The following is a 19,739-nucleotide window of genomic DNA, read 5'->3' as shown; positions in this document are numbered from 1 at the left end:
CGCCGCCCGGGGGCTTCAGCCTGAAGCGATCGGGGTCACTCCGGTGGCAGCGGCCACGATCCGCTCGTACGCCTCGGGATCGGTGGTGTGCGCGCCGAGCCGGACGGTCTTGTGCGTCCCGTGGAAGTCCGACGACCCGGTGACCAGCAGTCCCAGCTCGGCGGCGAGCCCGCGGACGTGGGCGCGCTCGGCCGGCGTGTGGTCCTCGTGGTCGGCCTCCAGGCCGGCCAGCCCGGCCGCGGCCAGCTCCGCGACCAGTTCGTCCGGCACGATCCGGCCGCGCCGGCTGGCCCGGGGGTGGGCGAAGACCGGCACCCCGCCGGCCGCCCGGACCAGCGCCACCGCCCGGAACACGTCGATGTCCTCCTTGGGCAGCCGGTACCGCTCCCCCAACCAGTCCGGCCCGAACGCCTCGCTGGTGGTGGCGACCAGCCCGGCCCGGATCAGCGCCTGGGCGATGTGCGGGCGGCCGACGGCCCCGCCGGCCGCGCCGGCCAGGATCTCCCGCCAGCTCACGTTGATCCCGTCGGCCTGCAGCAGCCGGACGATCCGCTCGCCGCGCTCCTCCCGGGCGCGCCGGACCCGGGCCAGCTCCGCGACCAGTTCCGGCTCCGCCGGGTCGAAGAGGTACGCGAGCAGGTGCAGCGGGAGCGCCGGCTCGACGCCGTGCCAGCGGCAGGAGACCTCCGCGCCCCGGACCAGGGTGAGCCCGGACGGCAGCGCGCGAGCCGCGGCGTCCCAGCCGGCCGTGGTGTCGTGGTCGGTGATCGCCACGACGTCGAGACCGGCCTCGGCGGCGGCCCGGACCAACTCGGCGGGGCTGAGGGTGCCGTCGCTGGCGGTGGAGTGCGCGTGCAGGTCGATCCGGGCGGCCGAGGTCACCCCGCCGACGCTACCGCCCGACCACGCCACCCGCCGCTGCGGGCGGTAAGCCGGGTCAGGAGCGGGTGTCGGCCACCACCACCGGGCGCTCGCCCGCGGCGACCCCGTCGACCGGCAACCCGGTGGGGCGCTCGCCGGCCAGCACCCGGTCCGGGCGTACCCGGACCAGTTGGCCGGCGGCGTCGACGTGCAGGGCCACCCCGGCACGGCTCCACGCCACCGCGCCGGCCACCGCCGGCCCGGCCGGGCGGGCCGACACGGTCGCGCCCAGGGTGTTCAGGTCGACCAGGAGGGCGTTCTTCCGCGTGCCGTTCACCAGCAGCCACCGCCCGTCGGCGGAGACCCCGCCGAGGCCGTCGGTGGCGAGTGCCGGCCCGCAGCCGGTGCGGACGGTGCTGAGGGCGCGGGCCGGGTCGAGCAGGGCCAGGCAGGGGCGTCGGGGCGTACCGGCGGAGACCTGCCCGACCACCCGGCCGTCGGGCAGCGCGCCGTAGACGTTCAGCACGTCCCGGTTCGCGGCGCCCGGCACGCCGCCCGCCGCCCGGCGCCAGACGTTGAATCCGCCCGTGCCGGGCTGCCGGATCAGGACCGCGTCGCCGGCGAAGCCGACCGGCACCGCCCCGTCCGGGGCCGCCGCCCCGGTGGTCGCGACGAGCTGGCCACCGACCAGGCCGGCGGCGCGGAGTTCGGCGCCGTCGCGCCAGGCCACCTGCCGCCCGTCCACCGCGACCGCGACGGCGTCCGCGCCGGCCAGCAGCACCTGCGGAGGGCTGCCGTTGGGCGGCACCCACCAGAGGGTACGGCCGGCCGCGGTGGCCGCCGAGGTGATCAGCCAGCCGCCGTAGTCGGGGACGCGTTGCGCCCGTTCGATCGGGCCCGCGCCGGTCAGCTCGCGGCGCTCGCCCCCGCTGGTGTGCAGCCAGGAGCCGACGAGCAGGTCCAGTTCGGCGCGGACCGGATCCGGCGGGGCCGGCACGGCGGTGGACGCGGTGGACAGCGGGGAGGGTGTGAAGCCGCGCGGGTCGCCGAGCACCACGGTGGGGGTGGTCCCCTGGCCGGCCGGCCCGCCGAGCTGGGCCATGCCGGTGGTGACCAGCACCGTGGCCATCCCGGCCAGGGCGAGGCCGGTCAGCGCGCGACGCCGGCCGGTCCGGCGGGCCCGCCGGATGGCCAACCCGGCCGGATCGGCGGCGAGCGGGCGCGGCGTCTCGGCGCGACGGGTGAACGTCTCCCGCAGCGCCCGCTCCAGCTCGTCCTCGCTCACGGGGAATGAACGCTCCGGGCCGCCCGTCCGGTTGTCGCAGGAGTTCGGCGTACTGCTCATGACTTTTCCTCGCCGCGCTGGGGAGCGCCGTGCGGCATCACCGCGCTGAGCCTGATGGATCGCTCGCTCATCGGGTCTCCACCGGGACGGTGGCGGCACGGCGGACGGCGGCCGGGCCGCCGGAGAGCGGGGCCGGCCGGACCACCGGCGGGCGGCTGGCCGCCGGTGCTTCGACCGGCGGCGACGGCCGCACCGGTGCGGCGGCGGTACGCGGCGCGGGCCGGACCGGCGCCGCCTCCGCCGGCTCGGCGGGCAGGCCCAGGGCCGCCTCGGAGCCCAGCCGGCGGCGCAGGGTGTTCAACGCGCGGGAGGTCTGGCTCTTCACGGTGCCCGGCGAGATCTCCAGCAGTGCGGCGGTCTGCGCCTCGGACATGTCCTCGTAGAAGCGGAGCACCAGCACGGCCCGCTGCCGGGCCGGCAGCGCCTGGAGGTGCCGCCAGAGCGCGTCCCGGTCGAGCTGCTGCTCGATCTCGTCGGCCCCGGCCCGTTCGGGCAGCACCTCGGTCGGGCGCTCACCGTGCCACCGGCGCCGCCACCAGCTCGTCGAGGTGTTGACCATGACCCGGCGGGCGTACGGCTCGATGGCCTCGATCCCGCCGAGCCGCTTCCAGGCCAGGTACGTCTTGGTCAGCGCGGTCTGGAGCAGGTCCTCGGCCGTCGCCCAGTCCCCGGTCAGCAGGTACGCGGTGCGCAGCAGAGCGCCGGAGCGGGCCGCGACGAACTCGCGGAACTCCTCCTCCAGCGGGTCCCTGCTCGCCACGCTCACCTCCGCGCCCCCGTCCTGCCTGGCAGGTTGCCACGTGTCGGGGTGCCGGGTCGACGGCAAATGGTGTTGCAGTTCATCCGATGTTCGGACGAAAAGTTTCAGGCGCCGTCGTCGGCCTTGGCCTCGTCCGCCTCCTTGCCCAACCGGGCCTCGACGGCCTGCGGCTCGTACATCTCCTCGACGACGCGCAGATAGAGCTCGTTCGGGTTGGGCAGGCTCTTGATCTCACGGAGCGCCTGCTCCTGACCGGCCGACTCCAGCACGAAGGTGCCGTAGTTGAGCGCCCGGCCGGCCGGGGACTGCTCGTACTTCATGTCGGTCACCCGGACCAGCGGCATCATGGCCACCCGCCGGGTGACGATGCCGTCCACCACCATCACCCGTTTGTTGGTCAGGATGAAGCGGTTGTACCACCATTCGGCGACCTGCCAGGCGACCCAGCCGATCACGAGGAACCAGAGCAGCACGGCGACGGTGGTCAGCGCCCCGGTCTGCCGCCCGGCGAGGAAGCCGGAGAGGTAGCCGAGGATGAAGGTGGCCAGGATGCCGATGATCAGCGGCTTGGCGATGTAGACCCAGTGCCGCTTCCACTCGCCCCGGAACCGCTCGGTGGGGAACAGGTAGCGCGCGGCCAGCGGGCTCGGCTCGTCCTCCAGTGGCAGCACCCGGCGGGGTGCCCCGCCGGAGGCGTCGCCCCGCAGGCCGGCCAACTCCTCCTCGCTGATCGGGGGCGGCTGGTAGCCACCCTCGGGGTCGCGGATCCAGGCGCGGCCGGAGCGGCCTTCGCCGGCGTAGCCGGGGCCGTCACCGAAGGCGGCGTCCTCCGAAAGGGAGGGACCCTCGCCGTAGCCGGCCCCCGCGGCGAAGCCGGGACCGTCGTCGGGGTCGATTCGGGGGATGGGCTCGGTGTCGCGTTCCCGGCGCTCCCGATCGGGGTCGTCGGGGTCGTAGGGCGGACCGGAGGGGCTTCCCATCGGTGGCTAGGCGACCAGGCTGGTGAAGAAGTCGCCGAAGCCCTGGGCGATGTCCATGATGCCGCCGCCGAGGGACTTGAAGACGTCGGCGGCGGAGTTCGGCCGGTAGGCAACAAAGAAGATCAAGAATGCGATGCCGGCCCAGGTGAGGACCTTCTTGACCATGGCGGGCCATCCTCTCGCGCGGCGCCGGGTTTACCGCAGTGGCACCCAGAGTATCAGTATGGTGTCGTACAGTGAATATCTGCGTACGTTCCCCGACCCGTCCGTGCTGGCCGGTCAGGCCCGCCCGTGCAGGTACGGGGATGGTGCGCCGTACACGAGTTCGGGCGGAGTCCACTCGGTGAGGTCGCGCAGCACGACTTCTTCCGCGAGGAGGTGACCCGCACTCGCCGGCCAGGCTATCGCATGCAGCCACATTCCCCGAGCCTCGCCGGCGTACGCACTTCGATCCGTGGGGGAATTCACGAGCCACAGTGGAGTGGGATGGCCGCCCACCCGGATCTTGGCGTGCGGCACGCGTTCGGGGTGGCCAGGGCCCGGGTCCGTGAGCGCCTCCGCGACCTGCGGCCCCGGATCGGGACCGGGCAGCCCGGCGAACCGGGACCCGAGCCCGACGCCCGGCTCCTCGGCCACGAAGAGCAGGTCGGCCGGTCCACCGTCGAGGGGAGCCGGTCCGGCGCAGGCCACCGCCGTGGCACGCACCCCGCTCCGGTCGTCCCCCGCCCAGGCCACCCCGGTCAACGTCCACCCGGCGGGCAGCGGCCACGGGCACCACAGCGGCACCCCCCGCCGGTCGGTCGACTCACCGTCGGCGGCCACCCGCTCCACCACGCTGGTCAGGATCCCGGCGCCGATGCGCTCGGGAACGTGCAGCGGCGGCACGGGACCGCAGCGCAGGCACCGGGACTCACCGTGCATCAGGTCCGGCTCCCGGACTGGGCCCGCGCACCTCGGACAACTCACCGCGACACTCACGTTCCCACCGTCACCCCAGGGCGGCGGGGCGTCAAGCGGAGCGGCGGGATCCGGGAAACCGGTCAGTCCGGCGGTGGTCCGGCGTACGAGCGGATCCACGCGTGCATGGCGATGCCGCTGGCCACTCCGGCGTTGATCGACCGGGTCGAGCCGTACTGGGCGATGGAGAAGAGCTGGTCGCAGGCGGCACGGGCGACGTCGGACAACCCCGGTCCCTCCTGGCCGAAGAGGAGGACGCAGCGGCGCGGCAGGGTGCTGCTCTCCAGCGGCTTCGAGCCGGGCAGGTTGTCGATGCCGACCACCGGCAGGCGCTGCGCCGCCGCCCACCCGACGAACTCGTCGATCGTCGAGTGGTGCCGGACGTGCTGGTAGCGGTCGGTCACCATGGCCCCGCGCCGGTTCCACCGCCGCCGCCCGACGATGTGCACCTCGGCGGCGAGGAAGGCGTTGGCGTTGCGGACCACCGTGCCGATGTTGAAGTCGTGCTGCCAGTTCTCGATGGCCACGTGGAAGTCGTGCCGGCGCCGGTCCAGGTCGGCCACCACGGCCTCCCGCCGCCAGTAGCGGTAGCGGTCCACCACGTTGCGCCGGTCGCCCTCGGCGAGCAGCTCCGGGTCGTACCGCGGGTCGTCCGGCGGGTCGCCGGGCCACGGCCCCACACCCACGTCGAGCTGGTCGTCGGTCACGGTTTCCAGAGCGTACGGCCCGGACCGGCCGCGCCGCCGGTGACCCCGGTCAGCGCAGGTCGAGCGCGCCGGCGAGCCGGTCGAGGAAGCGCCGGTCGGCGGGGCTCGCCCCGGCGTCCCCGGCCCGGCAGACCCGGGCCGCGACGGACTCCACCCACTGCCGGTAGGCCGCCCCGTCGGCGGGATCGGCGCGCCGCCGGAGCACCCGGACCGCGGCCCGGCAGGCGGCGAGCAGGTCGACCAGGTCGGTGAGGCGTTCGTCGCGGTCGGCGGCACCGTCGTGGCGGGCGTAGATCGCGGAGACCACGGCCCGGACCAGGTCGCTGTCGAAGGCCCGGCCGGCGGCCACGGCGTCCAGGCCGGCGAGCCCGGCGGCGACCCCGCGCGGCGGGCGTCCGGGCCCGGGCGAGGCGGCGGCGACGAGGACCCGACCCGGCAGGTCGGTCAACAGGTCCCACTCCGCCGTGGAGTAGACGGCGGTGGTCAGCGGGGCGACCCGACGTCCGGAGGAGGGGGGCTCTCCGGCGACGGAGGGCCTCATGCCGCTGCTCCGCTCCGCTCCGCGGCACCATGAGGCACCGACGCGCTGAGCCAAATGATTCGCTCGCTGCGCTCGCTCATCGGGGGACCTCCGGCGCCAGCATATGCCCCGGAACGGGAAAAGGACCCCTTCCCCACGGATCGGAAAGGGGTCCTTCGCGCCATACGTCGGCAGGTCAGCGCGGCTCAGGGAAGCTGGGCCGCTCCGGATCGACGCCCTCGGGCACGGCCGCGGCTGCGTACTCCTTCTTGGGGACCATGACCTTGCGGCGGAAGACGCAGACCAGGGTGCCGTCCTGGTTGTAGCCCCGGGTCTCCACCGCGACCACGCCGCGGTCCGGCTTCGAGGAGGACTCCCGCTTGTCCAGCACCGTGGTCTCGCCGTAGATGGTGTCGCCGTGGAAGGTCGGGGCGACGTGCCGCAGCGACTCGATCTCCAGGTTGGCGATCGCCTTGCCGCTGACGTCCGGCACCGACATGCCCAGCAGCAGCGAGTAGATGTAGTTGCCGACCACCACGTTCCGCTTGAACTGGGTCGCCGACTCCGCGTAGTGGGCGTCCAGGTGCAGCGGATGGTGGTTCATGGTGAGCAGGCAGAAGAGGTGGTCGTCGTATTCGGTGACCGTCTTGCCCGGCCAGTGCCGGTAGACCGCACCGACCTCGAACTCCTCGTAGTAGCGGCCGAACTGCATCCTTGTCCCCTTCGACGGGCGGCGATGGAGTTCGGCACAGCATGCCTTACCGCTTGTTAAGGCGGCGACAGGGGCGCTGGCGGCGAGGAAATGTCACACCGGGCTCCGCCCGGGGGGAGACGCAATGAGCGGCGGGGCCCTCCCCGGCACCCGCCGCCCACGCTCTGATGCCCAAGATTCTGCCGTACGGCAATGCCGCGCCGACAGAGATGGAGGTCACATTTACCTTTTTGTAACAACACCGTGCGTGACCGACGTACGCTCCGGAAGCGATCTCTGCACGTCGGATAGCTCCTTGTCAAGCGGCAAATTGCTGATCTGCGAAGCTCGATCGCGTCGATTCCTTTGGAAGCGCTCCCATCACGCGTGGTCACGCAAATGCGACGTGCACTTGCGATCCGCACGCCCGATGGAAGAGATTCGGTTCGATACCCCCAGGGTCACCGAGGCACTGCGCTGCGTTTCGTCGCGTACGTCACGGGAATGGAAGGACGTCCGCCCTGGTTCCACCGGACGTAGGCAATCCGCGCTGATCGGAGAGTGCAATGGCAACGGTTGAGCTGACCACAGCCAACTTCGACGAGGTGACCGAGAGCGACGGCATCGTCCTGCTCGACTTCTGGGCAGACTGGTGCGGTCCGTGCAAGCGCTTCGCCCCCGTCTACGAGCGCTCGTCCGAGAAGCACCCGGACATCGTCTTCGGCAAGGTCGACACCGAGGCGCAGCCGGAGCTCGGCGCCAAGTTCAACATCCGCTCGATCCCCACGGTGATGGCGATCAAGGACGGCGTGATCGTCTTCGCCCAGCCGGGCGCACTGCCGGAGTCCGCCTTGGAGAACCTGATCGAGCAGGTCGAGAAGCTGGACATGGACGAGGTCCGCAAGCAGATGGCCGAGCACAAGCACTGACCCACCGCTGACTCCGGCGACGGCCGGGTCCCGCTCCCGGGGCCCGGCCGTCGCCGTCACACGCCCTAGAGCGGGTACGACAGGCAGCGACACGGCCAGCGAGGACTGGACGACGGATGGAGGCCCCGGGAGGGTCCGGTCCCGTATCGTGACCAGCCGATGGAGACCTTGACCACCCGCGGCAGCGCCGTCCGGCTGGGCGCCACCGTGCTCGGGTTGGCGCTGCTCCTCGCCGGCACCGTCCGGGGCACCGACGACGACTTTCCGTTCGGGCCGTTCCGGATGTACTCCACCTCCGACCCGCCGGACGCACCCGCCCCGGACACCCGGGTCGAGGGGGTCGACCGCACCGGCGCGGTGGTCCCGCTCGGCCAGGACGCCACGGGCATCCGCCGCGCCGAGATCGAGGGCCAGCAGGACCGCTACGCCGCCGACCCGAGTCTGCTGCGCCGGGTCGCCGACGCGTACGCCGAGCGGCACCCGGCCGCCCCCGCGGTGGTCGAGGTCCGCATCGTGATCCGCTGGTACGACATCCAGGGCGGCCGCCCGACCGGCCGCTGGACCGACCAGACCGCCGTCCGCTGGCAGGCCAACCCGTGACCCGCTGGCTGACCGAGGCGGTCCCGCGCGGCCGGGTCGCCGCCTTCCGGACCCTCGTCTACCTCTTCGTCGCCGCCGACCTGGTCGTCTTCACCCCCTGGGTACGCACGCGCGTCGACGTGCCCGACGACCTCTACCAGCCGCTGCTGATCGGCCGGCTGCTCCCGCTGCCCACCCCCACCCCGGCCCTGGTCGGCGTGATCTTCTGGGTGCTGCTGGTGGTCTCCCTGCTCGCCGCGACCGGGCGGGCGCCGCGCCTGCTCGGCTGGACGGTCTTCGCCCTCTACTTCGAGTGGATGATCGTGGCGATGAGCTACGGCAAGGTCGACCACGACCGGTTCGGGCTCCTCGTCGCGCTGGCCGCCCTGCCCACCGCCGGCCGGGCCCGGCACGGCGACCCCACGCGTACCCAGGCGGGCGGCTGGGCGCTGCGGGTCACCCAGATCGCGGTGATCTGCACGTACTTCCTGGCCGCCTGGGCCAAGTTCCGCTTCGGCGGCCTCGACTGGGCGACCGGCTCGGTGCTGGCCCGGGCGATCATCCGACGCGGCACCGACCTGGCCGACCTGATCGCCCAGGTGCCGCACCTGCTGATCGTCGCCCAGTTCGGCATCCTCGCCTTCGAGCTGCTCAGCCCGCTGGTCTTCGTGCTGCCGCAGCGGTGGCGGCTGGCCGTGGTCGGCTTCTTCTACTCGTTCCACCTGGTGACCATCGCGACGATCACCATCTCGTTCGCGCCGCACCTGGTGGCGATGACCAGCTTCCTGCCGCTGGAGCGGGTCCGCCCGCTCAGCCTGCTGCGCCGCCGGCGGTCACCGGCCCCCCTCAGCCAGCTCGGCGATCATCCCCTCGCAGCTACGGACGACGACCTGAGCGCCGCGCCGCTGGCCCAGTCGTAGCAGCGGGTCCTCCGCGCGTTTCCGCCACCGCCACTGCGCCTCGGCGGCGACCTCCCAGAGCCGCTGCACGGTCGCGTCGTGCTCGACGCCGAGCCGGGCCGCCAGCCCGACCCCGTCGCCGCCGACCAGCCGCTGCGCCTCGGCCGCCAGCTCGGTGTCGAAGCCGAGCCGGTTGGTGCGCAGCGCGGCGAGCAGGCGCAGCTCACGGAACTCGTGCGCCCCGGCGAGGATCTGCTCGACCCGGCCGAGCAGCTCGTCCGCGCCCCGGACGGGCTCGGCCCGCAGCAGCGCCTCCACGGCGGCCAGCGCCGAGCGCGCCTTGAGCGTGTCCCGGCGGTCGATGAGGGAGCGGGCCATCGACTCGCGCAGCTCGGTCAGGCCGCTACGCCGGATCAGCTCGGCGGAGAGCTTCGCCCGGCTGTCGCAGCCGGTACGGACCAGCGTGGTGGCCAGCCGGAGCCCGAAGAGCCCGAGCCGGTCCAGCAGCGCGGCGCGTACCCCCGGGTCCAGCCGGATCGGCAGCTCGCCGCGGACGAAGCGGTCGGCGGAGAGCAGGTGCGGGTCCAGCTCCGGACGAGCCACCCGGGCCAGCGCCGCGAGCACGGCGTAGTCCGACTCGCTGAGGATCCGACCGGCCAGGCCGAGCAGGCCGCTGCACGGGACGACCTGCACGCAGAGCGCGTTCACCCGCGGGTCGCGCTGCTGCCGCCGGGCGAGCTGGCGGGCGGTGAGCAGCCCGTCGATCCGCCCGCCGCCGGTCTCGTCCACCCGGGACAGCACCATCACGACGTTCACGGCGGCGGCCTGCCCGACGGCACTCTCCCGGCTGGTCTCCAGCGCCCGCAGGTCGCTCTCGCGGCCGTCGCGGGTCAGGTACAGCACCGCGTCCGCGTCCCGCAGCACGCGCTCCATCACCGGCGCCCGGCCCTGCTCGTCGAGGCCGGTGGCCGGCGTGTCGATCAGCGTCACCTGGCGCAGGGTCCGGGTCGGCCACTGCACCACGATGTCCCGCAGCTCGCCCGCCCGCCAGCCGACGAGGTCCACCCGCATCCCGGTGGCCGACTTGGCGATCGCCAGCTCCTGCGGCGGATGGCTGGTCGAGTACGCGGTGGCGCTCGGCTGCGGTCCGTCCTCGTACCAGGTGAAGACCGTGCTGCCGTCCACGCCGTCGACCGGCGCGACCTCCTCGCCCATGATCGCGTTCAGCAGCGTCGACTTGCCGGACCGCCACGGGCCGACGACCGCGATCCGCAGCGGTTCCTCCAGCCTGGCCAGCTGGTGCCGGAGATGGTCGACCGCCCGCGGGTCGTCACCGTAGAGCTGGAGGGCCTGGTTCAGCAGCCCCCACACCGCCTCGTCCAGCCGCAGCCCGACGGTCATGCCCGAGGCCCCAGCGACGCCGGGGCGGGCCGCCCGCCGGTCAACTGCTGGGCCTGCTCGAAGAGCGTGGCCAGCCGGGTCATCTTCAGCCGGATCTCGCGCTGCCGCTGGTCGCGGGCGGCCGCGTCGGTGTCGGCGGCCTGCTTGGCGCTGCGGAACGACCGGATGATGGCCTCCTGCAGCTCCTCGGTGAGCGCGCTGAAGTGGTCCCGCAGCATCCGCTGCACCTGCCGGGCACCGTCCCGGCGCTCCTTGGTCACCCGGACGAAGAAGTCGTCGACGTGCCGCTGGATCGCCGTCTTGACGGTCGCCTGGCGGCGGCGGAGCAGCTGTCGACTCTCGTCGTGGATGCTCTTGCCGCCGAACAGGGCACCGACGCCGATCGAGAGCGGATTGATCATCGGCATCCCGGCCAGCGTCGTCGCGAGACCAACCATCAGCAGGCCGCCGTACGAGCCGCGCATGCCGGTGATCAGCTTCTGGCTCGGGGTGAAGCGGTCGATCTGCGGCCGTTCGATCTCCGGCAGCCGGTCAGCGAGGTCCGGTGGTGCCGCCAGGGACCACGGCGGCAGCACGTCACCGCCGTACCGGGCGAAGGTGTCGGCCACCCGGCGGGCGGCCCAGTCGCAGCGCTGGACCAGCCACTCGTGGTTCGCCTCCGCCGCCTCCACCAGGCTGCGCTCCAGCCACTCCTGGAAGGCGTCCCAGCCGACCAGCGGGTCGGCCTCGTCGAACGCCTCCTCGACCTGGCGCAGGATCTGCCGGGTCCGGTCGCGCAGGTCGTACTCGATGTCGGACAGCAGGTCGGCCATCTCGTCGGCGAGCGTGTTCTGCCACCTCATCGAGCAGCGACGCAGCTCGTCGACCTCGCGCTGGGCCGCGTGCAGCCGGGAGATCGGACCGGACTGCTCCTCGGCCTCCTGGCTCGCCAACTCGGCCCGCAGCGGTGCGGCGAGCTGCTCCACCACGGTCCGGGCGATCACGCCGACCGCGGCCCGGGCCAGGCGGTCGGACTTGCCGGCAAGGTCCCGCTGCAACCGGGCGATCAGCACGGGGAAGCCGGACTCGGCGTTGAGTTCCCGATCGTCGACGACGGCCGCACGCAGCCGCAGGACCGCCGAGACCGGGATGACCGGCGCCGGCACACCCGCGTCGGCCAGGTGCTGCCGGTTGCGCTCGGCGACCGCGCGCCAGTCCGGTACGAGATCGGTCTTGGTCTGCACCACCACCACGTTCGGGTGCGACCGGGCCAGGTGCAGCAGCATGGTCAGCTCGCCGGCCGAGAGTTCCCGGGTGGAATCGGAGACCAGCAGGACGGTGTCCGCCCAGGCCGGCGCGGCGGTCGGGCCGGCCGCGCCGAGCGCGGCGACCTCGTCGGTGCCGGGTGTGTCCACCAGCACCAGTCCGGTGCCGAGCAGGGCCCGGGGCAGTCCGATCTCGACATGCGCCGGACCGCCGCCGGCCCGACGGCCGAGCGTGCCGGCAACTCCCGCGGCGACCTTGTCCAGCGGTACCGGGATCCGCTCGGTGGTCACCGGGACCGCGCTGCCGGCGGACCGGCCCGGGGTCGCCGGCGGGGCCTGGACCACGGCGGCCGACGGCACCTCGGCGTGCTGCACCACGGTCGGCAGCACGGTGGTGCGGCCGTCGCCGACCGGGCAGGCCGGCGCGTTGATGATGGCGTTGATCAGCTGGCTCTTGCCCTGGTGCGACTCGCCGATGATGAGCACCCGCAACCTGGGGTCCAGCAGTTGGACCCGCTTCTGCCGCACCGTCTGGAGCAGGTCACCTCGCCCGTGTGCGCTGCACGTACGGGCGATCTCGTCGAGTACGTCCAGCCAGATCGCCGCGATCACCGCACCAAGTGTGCGGATTTCGGCTCAATTATCAAGAGGGGCCCGAACCAACACAGGAGCGGAAGGCCGGCGAGCCGGCCTTCCGCTCCTGTTCGGGGGCCCTCCGTCAGAGCAGACCGCCCAGCAGACCGCCGTCGGAGGAGGCGTGCACGTCGCCGTGGACGGTGGCGCTGCCGTGAGCCCCGGAGTCACCGGTCACCCCGGCGGTGAGGCCGCCGACCGTGCCGGAAACCCCGTTGACCGTGCCGGTGACGCCGGACAGCGTGCCGTTCACCTGCTGCGTGACGCCGTCCACGGTGGCCGGCACGTGGACCGGCGGGACGACCCCGCCCGCGCCGTCACCGAGGCCGAGCCCGCCCAGGGTGTGGTCGACGCCGAGCGAACCGACCACGCCGTTGACCTGGGCGTGCGCGCCGGAGAGGACGCCCAGGTCACCGCCGAGCGCGCCGTCGCCGGGCAGCACACCGGTGCCCGTGGCGGTGCCGAGCGGGTCGCCCGCCGTACCGGCGAGGTCCCCGACGACCGGGTCGACGGCGGTGTCCACCGCGCCCACCACGTCGGAGTCGAGGGTGTGCGCGACGTCGTGCGCCCCGGTCAGGTCGGTCGCGAGGCCGCCCGGCCCGACGCCCAGCCCGATCCCCGGCAGCACGGCCGCCCCGGCGTACAGGCCGGCCGGGTCGACCGCGATGGCGCCCAGCGCACCCGCCGAGACGTCCACCCCGGCGTACGTGCTGTTGACGCTGATCTGCTGCGGCGCGGCCGCGAGCTGGCCGACCACGTCGGTGGCGTCGCTCGCCAGCGGGTCGAGCCCGAGCTGCCCGGCCACCGGCGCCAGCGGCGCGAGGCCCGCCCCGGGGGCGGCGTAGTCGACCACCAGCGGCACCACGTCCTGCACGTCGGCGGCGGTGACGTCGGTGAGCCCCGCGGCCTGCAGCGCACCCTCCGGGTCGAGGTCGAAGGCCGACCGGGCGTCCGGGTCGGTGAGCAGGTTGAGCACGAAGTCGTGCAGCGTCTGGGACGAGTCCACCGACTGCTGCGAGTTGACGTGCAGGCTCTGTTGCGAATCCATGGGGGAGTTCTCCTCGAACGTAGCGTCAGCACCGTCGTGCTTCCACAGTGACGCTATGAGCGGGGGCCGCTGTGGTCATCGGGGAGCGACCCGAAACCGGCCGGGAGCGGATTAGGGCCTTCCCCCCCTCGTTCGTTAGGGGGAGAGGGGGAGCCGGGCCGGCCAGAGTTAGGGTACCGGGACGGAAGCGATCTCTGGTACGAAAGTAGGAGCCCACGGGGCTCGCCGGGGGTGGGTCGCCACGGTTACCGACACCGTCGCCAGGGCCACTCACGGTGGAGGAAGAAACACATGCCGTACGTCCTCGGGATGGACATCGGAAGCACCAGCACAGTCGCGGCAGTCGCCCGACGGCGGAATGAGACCTGGGCCCGACCTGAGGTGGTCGCGCTGGACGCCGGGGAACCCGTCGTACCGTCGGTGCTGCACCTGTCGCCGGACGGGTCGCTCACAGTCGGCCAGCCCGCCGTCGACGACCCCGCCCGCACCACCCGGGACTTCGTCCGCCGGATCGGCGACGACGTGCCCCTGCTGCTCGGCGGCGAGCCGTGCCCGCCGGAGAACCTGATCGCGGAGCTGGCGGCGTGGGTGGTGGAGCGGGTCGCGGCCCGGGAGGGCGGGTTCGCCGAGGCGGTCGTGCTCAGCCACCCCGCCGGGTGGGGCTCGCACCGGCGCGACCTGCTGCGCCGGGCGCTGTGGCACCTCGACCTGCGCAACGTGACGCTGCTCCCGCACCCGGTCACGGTCGCCGAGAACCACGCGGCACGCGGCTTCCCGGGCACCACCGCCGCGGTCTACGCGCTGGGCGGCAGCACCTTCGAGGCGGCGCTGGTCCGCCGCAACCCGCAGGGCACCTACGAGGCGTTCGGCCTTCCCCAGGGCCTGGACCCCCTCGGCGGCACCGACTTCGACGAGGCGCTCGCCGAGCACGTCCGTGCCGTGCTCGGCCGGGATTTCACGGGCACGGCCCGCCGGGAGACCCACCCGACGCCGCACGGGCTGCTACGCGAGTGCGACCGGGTCAAGCGGGAGCTGACCGTCGGTACGGCGACCGACGTCATGCTGGCCCTGCCGACGGGACCGGTCCGGGTGCCGGTGACCCGGACGCAGTTCGAGGACCTGATCCGACCGGCGGTGCGGGCGACCGTCGACCTGCTGGTGCGGACCGTACACTCCGCCGGCCTGACCCCCGCGCAGCTCGACGGGGTCCTCCTCGCCGGTGGCTCCGCCCGGATCCCGCTGGTCCGCGAGCTGCTCGCCGCGGCCTTTCCGGTCCCCGTCGAGGTGGAGCCGGATCCCCAGCTGACCGCCGCCACCGGGGCGGCCCTCGCCGCCTGCCAGGTGGTGTCCCCGCGCCGCCGGCCGGTGCCGGCGCCCCCGTCCACGCCGGTCAGCGGCGCCGGGACGGCGGGCGTCCCGGCGCGGCACAGCGAGCCGCATCATGCCCCCCACGGCGAGCCACCACCCCGCCCGCCGATCCGGATCGCCCCGCTGAACCTGCCGAAGCCGTCCCGCCTGGCGCTGGCCCGGGGCCGGGGACGCGAAGGATGACCATGATCATGAGTAGCGTGGCGGAGGCCCGGCTCGTGCTGGGCAAGAGTTCGACGGCCCTGCTCGGGGCGGTCGCGGCGGACCTGGGTACGCCGCTCGCCGTCGGCGTGACCGGTCCCGGCGGCCACGGCAAGACCGCCCTGCTCACCGAGCTGGCGCGGGCCCACCAGCGAGCCGGGGTCACCGTGCTGGAGGGCGTCCCGAGCCCGGCCGGCCAGGTCGACCCCGAGGCGGTGCTGCTGGTCGACGACGCGCACCTGCTCGACGACGCGCGGCTGGAGACGCTGCGCCGACTGGTGGACGCCCGCCGGCACCGGCTGCTGGTCGGCTACCGCCCGTGGCCCCGGTCGGCGGCGCTCGCCGACCTGGCCGACGCGGTGAAGCGGGACGGGCAGCAGGTCGCGCTCACCCCGTTCACCCCCGAGCAGACCGGCGCGTACCTCGCCGGCGTGCCCGAACTGGGCCGGCGGAGCGATCTGGTCGCCTTCGTGCACGCGCAGACCGGCGGCGTCCCGCGCGACGTCGAGCGGCTGGTCCGCGGGCTGCGCGGGCAGGAGGAACCGGTCACCGTCTCGGCCGAGCCGCCCCGGCCGGCCGTCCTCCAGTTCGGGCCGGACCTGGAGGAGCTGCCGCCCGACATCCGGCGACTGCTGCTGGCCCTCGCCGCCGGCGTACCGCTCCCGGTGGACCTGCTCGGCGTGCTGCTCGATCGGCCGCCCGAGGCGGTGGACGAGCTGGTCACCGCCACCCGGGCCGCCGGCCTGCTCGGCGCCGACGGCCGACTCTCGCCGCTCGTACGGCGAGCCGTCATCGCGCTCAGCCCGGCCACCGAACGCACCGCGGTCTGGCGCCGGCTCACCGAACTGCAGCTCGGCCGCGGTGCCGCGGTGCTCCCGCTGGTCCTGTCGCTGCGCGCGGCCGGCGTACTCGGCGACTGCCCGGCCCCGGCGCTGCGGGCCGCGGCCGAGGAGGCGCTCAGCGGGGAGCCCACACTCGCGGCCGAGCTGTTCGCGGCGGCCACGGCGGCGGGGCTGCCGGCCGGCGCCCAGCAGGCGCTCGCCGCGGCGCTCGCCGGCGACCTGGACGCCGCCCTGCGGCTGGCGGACCGGCTGCTCGCGACGGCCGCTCCGGAAGAGCGGGTGGCGGCGGCGACGGTGGCCGCGACGGCGCTCGCCCACCGCGGCCAGGTGAGCCGCAGCGTCGAGCTGTACCGGTGGTCGGGCAGCCCCTCGGCCGCCGCGTTCGCCGCCGTCGGCGCGCTGGCCGTCGGCCGCCCGACCGCCGCCGGGGACGGACCCGGCGACGACCGGGCCGGCGGACCGCCCACCCTGCACGCCAGCGCCGCCCGGCTGATGGCCGAGGGGGTACGGGAGAGCCTCACCGGCCCGCCGACCACCGCCCTGTCCACTCTCGTGCAGGCCGCCGCGCTGCTGGAACCGGACGGGCGGGCGGTGCTTCTGCCGGACAGTCCGGCCGCGCTCGCCGCGCTGACCGCGATCCACTGCGCCGAGCTGGACATCGCCGAAGGAGTGCTGGACCGGGCCGTCGCGACCGGCATCGGGGGCCCGCTCATGGCCCGCCGCCACCGGCTGTTGCAGGCCTGGATCCTGATGGTCCGGGGCCACACGGCCGCCGCGGCCGAGTGCCTCGCGGCGGTGGCCGCCGACCAGCGCCCGCTGGAGTCCCGCGACCTGCTCCTGGCCAGCGCGCTCCGGCTGGGCATCGCCCGGCGCAACAGCGACCTCGGGGCGCTCCACCAGGGCTGGGTACCCGCGCTGGAGGCGGTGGTCCGACACCCCGTCGACCTGTTCACGCTGCTGCCGCTCGGCGAACTCGCAGTCGTGGGCGCCCGGTTGGGCGACCTGGCCCGGCTGGAGCCGTACCTGCGGGAGGCGTGGTCGCTGCTGGACCGGCTCGGCGGCCCGGCACTGTGGAGCGCCCCGCTGCACTGGACCGGGCTGCACGCCGCGATCCTGACCGAGGAGCCGGTGGTCGCCGACGAGCACGTCGCCGCTCTGCTCGCCGCAGCCGACCACAGCCGGTACGCCGCGGTGGTCGCCGCCGCCGCCGCGAGCTGGGTCGAGGTGCTCCGTGGCGTGGTCGACCCGGTGCGGGTGGAGGCCGCCGCCCGCGGGCTGTACGACGCCGGACTGTGCTGGGACGCCGCCCGCCTCGCCGGGCAGGCCGCGATCCGCACCTCCGACCGGCGGGCGATGACCAGCCTGCTGGAGTGCGCCCGGGTGCTCCAGGGCCGGCCCACCACGCCCCGGGGCGGCCAGCCGCCCGCATCGGGCGACGGCCGGGCCGCGGTCGCCGACGCTGTCACCGGCCCCGCGCAGCACCGGCTCAGCGACCGGGAGCACGAGGTGGCCGAGCTGGTGCTGGCCGGCCTGACCTACCGGGAGATCGGCGACCGGCTCTTCATCTCCGCCAAGACGGTGGAGCACCACGTGGCGCGGATGCGGACCCGGCTGAACTGCGCCAACCGGGCGGAGCTGCTTGCGCTGCTACGCACCGTCGTCGCGGACCGGTCGAGCACCGCCGGCCGGCAGCCATGGCCGGAACGGTCCGCCCGGTGAGCCACCCGGTGGACCGGACGGAGCAGGGCGCCCGGCAGCCCGGTGACAGGCGGATCCGGCTCAAGCTCGCCGCGCTGGCGGCGGTGCTGCTGACCCTCTGGGCGTACGCGGCGTTCCTGACCGGCCGGGACGCGGCCGAGCTGGTCCGGGTCCGGGTCCTGGCGGAAACCCTCGGCCAGCCCACCGACCTGCTGATCCTCAACCTGCAGGCCGAGCGCCGGCTCACCGCCGAGGCGCTGGCCGGGGCCGGCCGGGCCCGCGCCGATCTGGCCGGGGCGCGCGATCGGACCGACCGCGCCGCCGCCCCGGTGCACGCGTTCACCGAAGGCCACGACCTGCGGCTGCTCACCGCTGACGCGGTCCAGGGCCGGGCCGGCGAGCTCGTCCACCGGATGGCCGGGCTGGCCGCGCTCCGGTCCGAGGTGGACGCCGGGCGGCTCGACCGGGTCGGCGCGGTCGCCGGCTACGACCAGCTGGTAGATGCCGCCTTCGCCGTGTACGGCCCGGAGTGGGGCGGGCGCGAGGGCGCGCTGGCCGACGAGACCCGGGCGGTGATCGCGCTGGCCCGCGCCCGGGAACTGCTCGCCCGGGAGGACACCCTGCTCACCGCCGCCCTGACCGGCGGTCGGCTCAGCGCCGACGAGCGGCACCACCTGGCCGAGCTGGTGGCCACCCAGCGGTACGCCCGCACGACGGCCGCCGCGCAGCTGCCGGCCACCGGGCGGGACCAGCACCGACGGCTGGTGGAGGGCCCCCGGTTCGCCGGTCTGCTCGCACTCGAGGACCGGCTGCTGCGGACGGCGGAGGCCGGCGCCACGACCGGGATCAGCGCGCAGAGCTGGCGGGCCGCGGTCGACCCGGCGCTGAGCGGTCTACGCGAGCTGGTGATCGCCACCGCGCACAGCAGCGCCGAGCGGGCCGCGCCGGGCGCGGCACTGGTGGTCGCGCGGACCGGCGCGGTGGTGGGGCTCGGGCTCGTCGCGGTGCTCGTGGTACTTCTCGGCTGGCCCGGCACGGTACGCCGGCTCATCACGGGGCTGGACGACCGGCCGGGCGGGCTCCGCCTCGCCGACGCCCCGACCATCCAGCTGCCGCCGGTCGCCGCCGGGCCCCCCGACGCCCGCCCGGCCGGCCAGTACGGCGGGCCGGGACCGGGTGCCGCCAACCGGCGCGCCCCGGGGCCTGAAGCGGCCACCCGGGAACTGCTCCTGCGGCTCACCCAGCGCAACCAGGCCCTGCTGCGCGACCAGCTCGACCTGCTCGACACGATGGAACGGCGCGAGCGCGCGGCGGAGGAGACCGCCGATCTGTTCCGGCTCGACCATCTCGCCACCCGGATCAGGCGCAACGTGGAGAAGGTGGTCACCCTCGCCGGCGCGACCCCGGCCCGCCGCTGGCGACGACCGGTGCCGCTGCTCGACGTGGTACGCGGGGCGGTCGCCGAGGTGCCGGACTACCACCGGGTCCTGGTCGCACCGCACTGGCCGTGGTCGCTCGCCGGGGCCGCCGTCACGGACGTCGTCCACCTGCTGGCCGAGCTGATCGAGAACGGGCTGGCCTGCTCGCCGGAGCACGCCACCGTACGGGTCGCCGGTGAGCCCGGCCCGCAGGGCTGCTCCGTGGTGATCGTCGACGACGGGCCCGGCCTCACCGCCGCCGGGCTGGCCGACGCGAACGAACTGCTGGCCCAGCCGCCACCGGACGGCCCGCCCACCGGACGGGCCGGGCTGTACGTCGCCGCCCTGCTCGCCGCCCGCTGCGGCGCCCGGGTCTCGCTCCGTCCCGGCCCCCGCGGCGGGACCGCGGCCGTCGTAGTGCTTCCGGTCGGGCTGGTCACCGGGGCCGGGCCCGAGGATGGCAGGCTTGCCGGGACAGGGCACCGGGCGGCGGGCGGCCTCCCGCACCCACGGACCTCGCCGGAGGGCGCCGACGGCGGCGGGCTGCCGACGCGGGTCCGCCGCCCCGGGGCGAGCCGGCCCGCACCCGGTGCCACCGGCCCCGACACCGCCGGGATCCCGTTCGGGGAACGCAGCGAGAGGACGAGATGACACCTCC

The 19,739-nt window shown here is 74.7% G+C and carries 18 protein-coding genes; 6 read left to right on the top strand and 12 right to left on the bottom strand.

Going from position 1 to position 19,739, the window contains the following annotated elements:
• Positions 1-15: 15 nt before the first annotated feature.
• From ABZ783_RS13870 to ABZ783_RS13830, 9 genes are all read right to left on the bottom strand, one after another.
• Positions 16-882, bottom strand: coding sequence for a PHP domain-containing protein (locus ABZ783_RS13870; protein WP_357437353.1), 867 nt, complete (start codon positions 880-882; stop codon positions 16-18).
• A gap of 55 nt (positions 883-937) precedes the next feature.
• Positions 938-2,206 carry a hypothetical protein gene (locus tag ABZ783_RS13865; RefSeq protein WP_357437351.1) on the bottom strand — a complete coding sequence of 423 codons (1,269 nt, stop codon included), beginning with the start codon at positions 2,204-2,206 and terminating at the stop codon, positions 938-940.
• 67 nt (positions 2,207-2,273) lie between these two features.
• Positions 2,274-2,966: a SigE family RNA polymerase sigma factor gene (locus ABZ783_RS13860; protein ID WP_357437348.1), complete on the bottom strand. Its 693-nt coding sequence runs from the start codon at positions 2,964-2,966 to the stop codon at positions 2,274-2,276.
• Positions 2,967-3,070: 104 nt separating this feature from the next.
• Complete coding sequence (locus ABZ783_RS13855) at positions 3,071-3,946, bottom strand: PH domain-containing protein (RefSeq protein ID WP_357437346.1); 876 nt, start codon at positions 3,944-3,946, stop codon at positions 3,071-3,073.
• A 6-nt stretch (positions 3,947-3,952) separates the two neighbouring features.
• Positions 3,953-4,111, bottom strand: coding sequence for a hypothetical protein (locus ABZ783_RS13850; RefSeq protein ID WP_007455302.1), 159 nt, complete (start codon positions 4,109-4,111; stop codon positions 3,953-3,955).
• Between the two features lie 114 nt (positions 4,112-4,225).
• Entirely contained in the window at positions 4,226-4,912 is a 687-nt protein-coding gene (locus tag ABZ783_RS13845) for a DUF6758 family protein (protein ID WP_357437882.1), read from the bottom strand.
• A gap of 74 nt (positions 4,913-4,986) precedes the next feature.
• On the bottom strand, positions 4,987-5,610 hold the full coding sequence (locus tag ABZ783_RS13840; RefSeq protein WP_357437343.1) for an RNA methyltransferase: 624 nt from the start codon (positions 5,608-5,610) through the stop codon (positions 4,987-4,989).
• A gap of 49 nt (positions 5,611-5,659) precedes the next feature.
• Entirely contained in the window at positions 5,660-6,151 is a 492-nt protein-coding gene (locus ABZ783_RS13835; RefSeq protein ID WP_357437341.1) for a hypothetical protein, read from the bottom strand.
• Between the two features lie 175 nt (positions 6,152-6,326).
• A complete protein-coding gene (locus tag ABZ783_RS13830) occupies positions 6,327-6,842 on the bottom strand; it encodes a MaoC family dehydratase (protein WP_073840021.1) in 516 nt (171 codons plus the stop codon).
• A gap of 545 nt (positions 6,843-7,387) precedes the next feature.
• Between ABZ783_RS13830 and trxA the strand changes: the two genes are divergently transcribed.
• The 3 genes from trxA (at position 7,388) to ABZ783_RS13815 (ending at position 9,249) form a co-directional block, all read left to right on the top strand.
• Positions 7,388-7,750 (top strand): thioredoxin, encoded by a 363-nt coding sequence (gene trxA / locus ABZ783_RS13825; RefSeq protein ID WP_357437338.1) that lies wholly within the window; start codon positions 7,388-7,390, stop codon positions 7,748-7,750.
• A 159-nt stretch (positions 7,751-7,909) separates the two neighbouring features.
• Positions 7,910-8,350, top strand: coding sequence for a hypothetical protein (locus tag ABZ783_RS13820; protein WP_357437335.1), 441 nt, complete (start codon positions 7,910-7,912; stop codon positions 8,348-8,350).
• Positions 8,347-9,249 carry an MFS transporter permease gene (locus ABZ783_RS13815; protein WP_357437333.1) on the top strand — a complete coding sequence of 301 codons (903 nt, stop codon included), beginning with the start codon at positions 8,347-8,349 and terminating at the stop codon, positions 9,247-9,249. The genes ABZ783_RS13820 and ABZ783_RS13815 overlap by 4 nt, the downstream gene beginning before the upstream one ends.
• On the opposite strand, the gene ABZ783_RS13810 is transcribed toward ABZ783_RS13815, so the two are convergent.
• From ABZ783_RS13810 to ABZ783_RS13800, 3 genes are all read right to left on the bottom strand, one after another.
• On the bottom strand, positions 9,163-10,629 hold the full coding sequence (locus ABZ783_RS13810) for a dynamin family protein (RefSeq protein WP_357437330.1): 1,467 nt from the start codon (positions 10,627-10,629) through the stop codon (positions 9,163-9,165). The genes ABZ783_RS13815 and ABZ783_RS13810 overlap by 87 nt on opposite strands.
• Positions 10,626-12,485 carry a dynamin family protein gene (locus ABZ783_RS13805; protein WP_357437327.1) on the bottom strand — a complete coding sequence of 620 codons (1,860 nt, stop codon included), beginning with the start codon at positions 12,483-12,485 and terminating at the stop codon, positions 10,626-10,628. Before ABZ783_RS13805 ends, ABZ783_RS13810 begins: the two co-directional genes overlap by 4 nt.
• A 106-nt stretch (positions 12,486-12,591) precedes the next feature.
• A complete protein-coding gene (locus ABZ783_RS13800; RefSeq protein WP_357437324.1) occupies positions 12,592-13,554 on the bottom strand; it encodes an IniB N-terminal domain-containing protein in 963 nt (320 codons plus the stop codon).
• Positions 13,555-13,845: 291 nt separating this feature from the next.
• On the opposite strand from ABZ783_RS13800, the gene ABZ783_RS13795 reads away from it, so the two are divergent.
• Genes ABZ783_RS13795 through ABZ783_RS13785 form a run of 3 tightly spaced genes read left to right on the top strand, consistent with a single transcriptional unit; the run spans position 13,846 to position 19,732 of the window.
• Positions 13,846-15,105 (top strand): Hsp70 family protein, encoded by a 1,260-nt coding sequence (locus ABZ783_RS13795; protein ID WP_357437322.1) that lies wholly within the window; start codon positions 13,846-13,848, stop codon positions 15,103-15,105.
• An 8-nt stretch (positions 15,106-15,113) separates the two neighbouring features.
• The gene (locus ABZ783_RS13790) at positions 15,114-17,684 is read left to right on the top strand and encodes a LuxR C-terminal-related transcriptional regulator (protein WP_357437319.1); all 2,571 of its coding nucleotides are present in this window, start codon (positions 15,114-15,116) and stop codon (positions 17,682-17,684) included.
• Positions 17,681-19,732, top strand: a complete 2,052-nt coding sequence (locus tag ABZ783_RS13785; protein WP_357437317.1) for an ATP-binding protein — start codon at positions 17,681-17,683, stop codon at positions 19,730-19,732. Before ABZ783_RS13790 ends, ABZ783_RS13785 begins: the two co-directional genes overlap by 4 nt.
• The last annotated feature ends 7 nt before the right edge of the window (positions 19,733-19,739 follow it).

This window comes from Micromonospora sp. NPDC047738 (assembly GCF_040642675.1).
Lineage (GTDB): Bacteria > Actinomycetota > Actinomycetes > Mycobacteriales > Micromonosporaceae > Micromonospora.
Note: the sequence above shows the minus strand (reverse complement) of the source record. Positions and strands in the feature narration are given on the sequence as shown.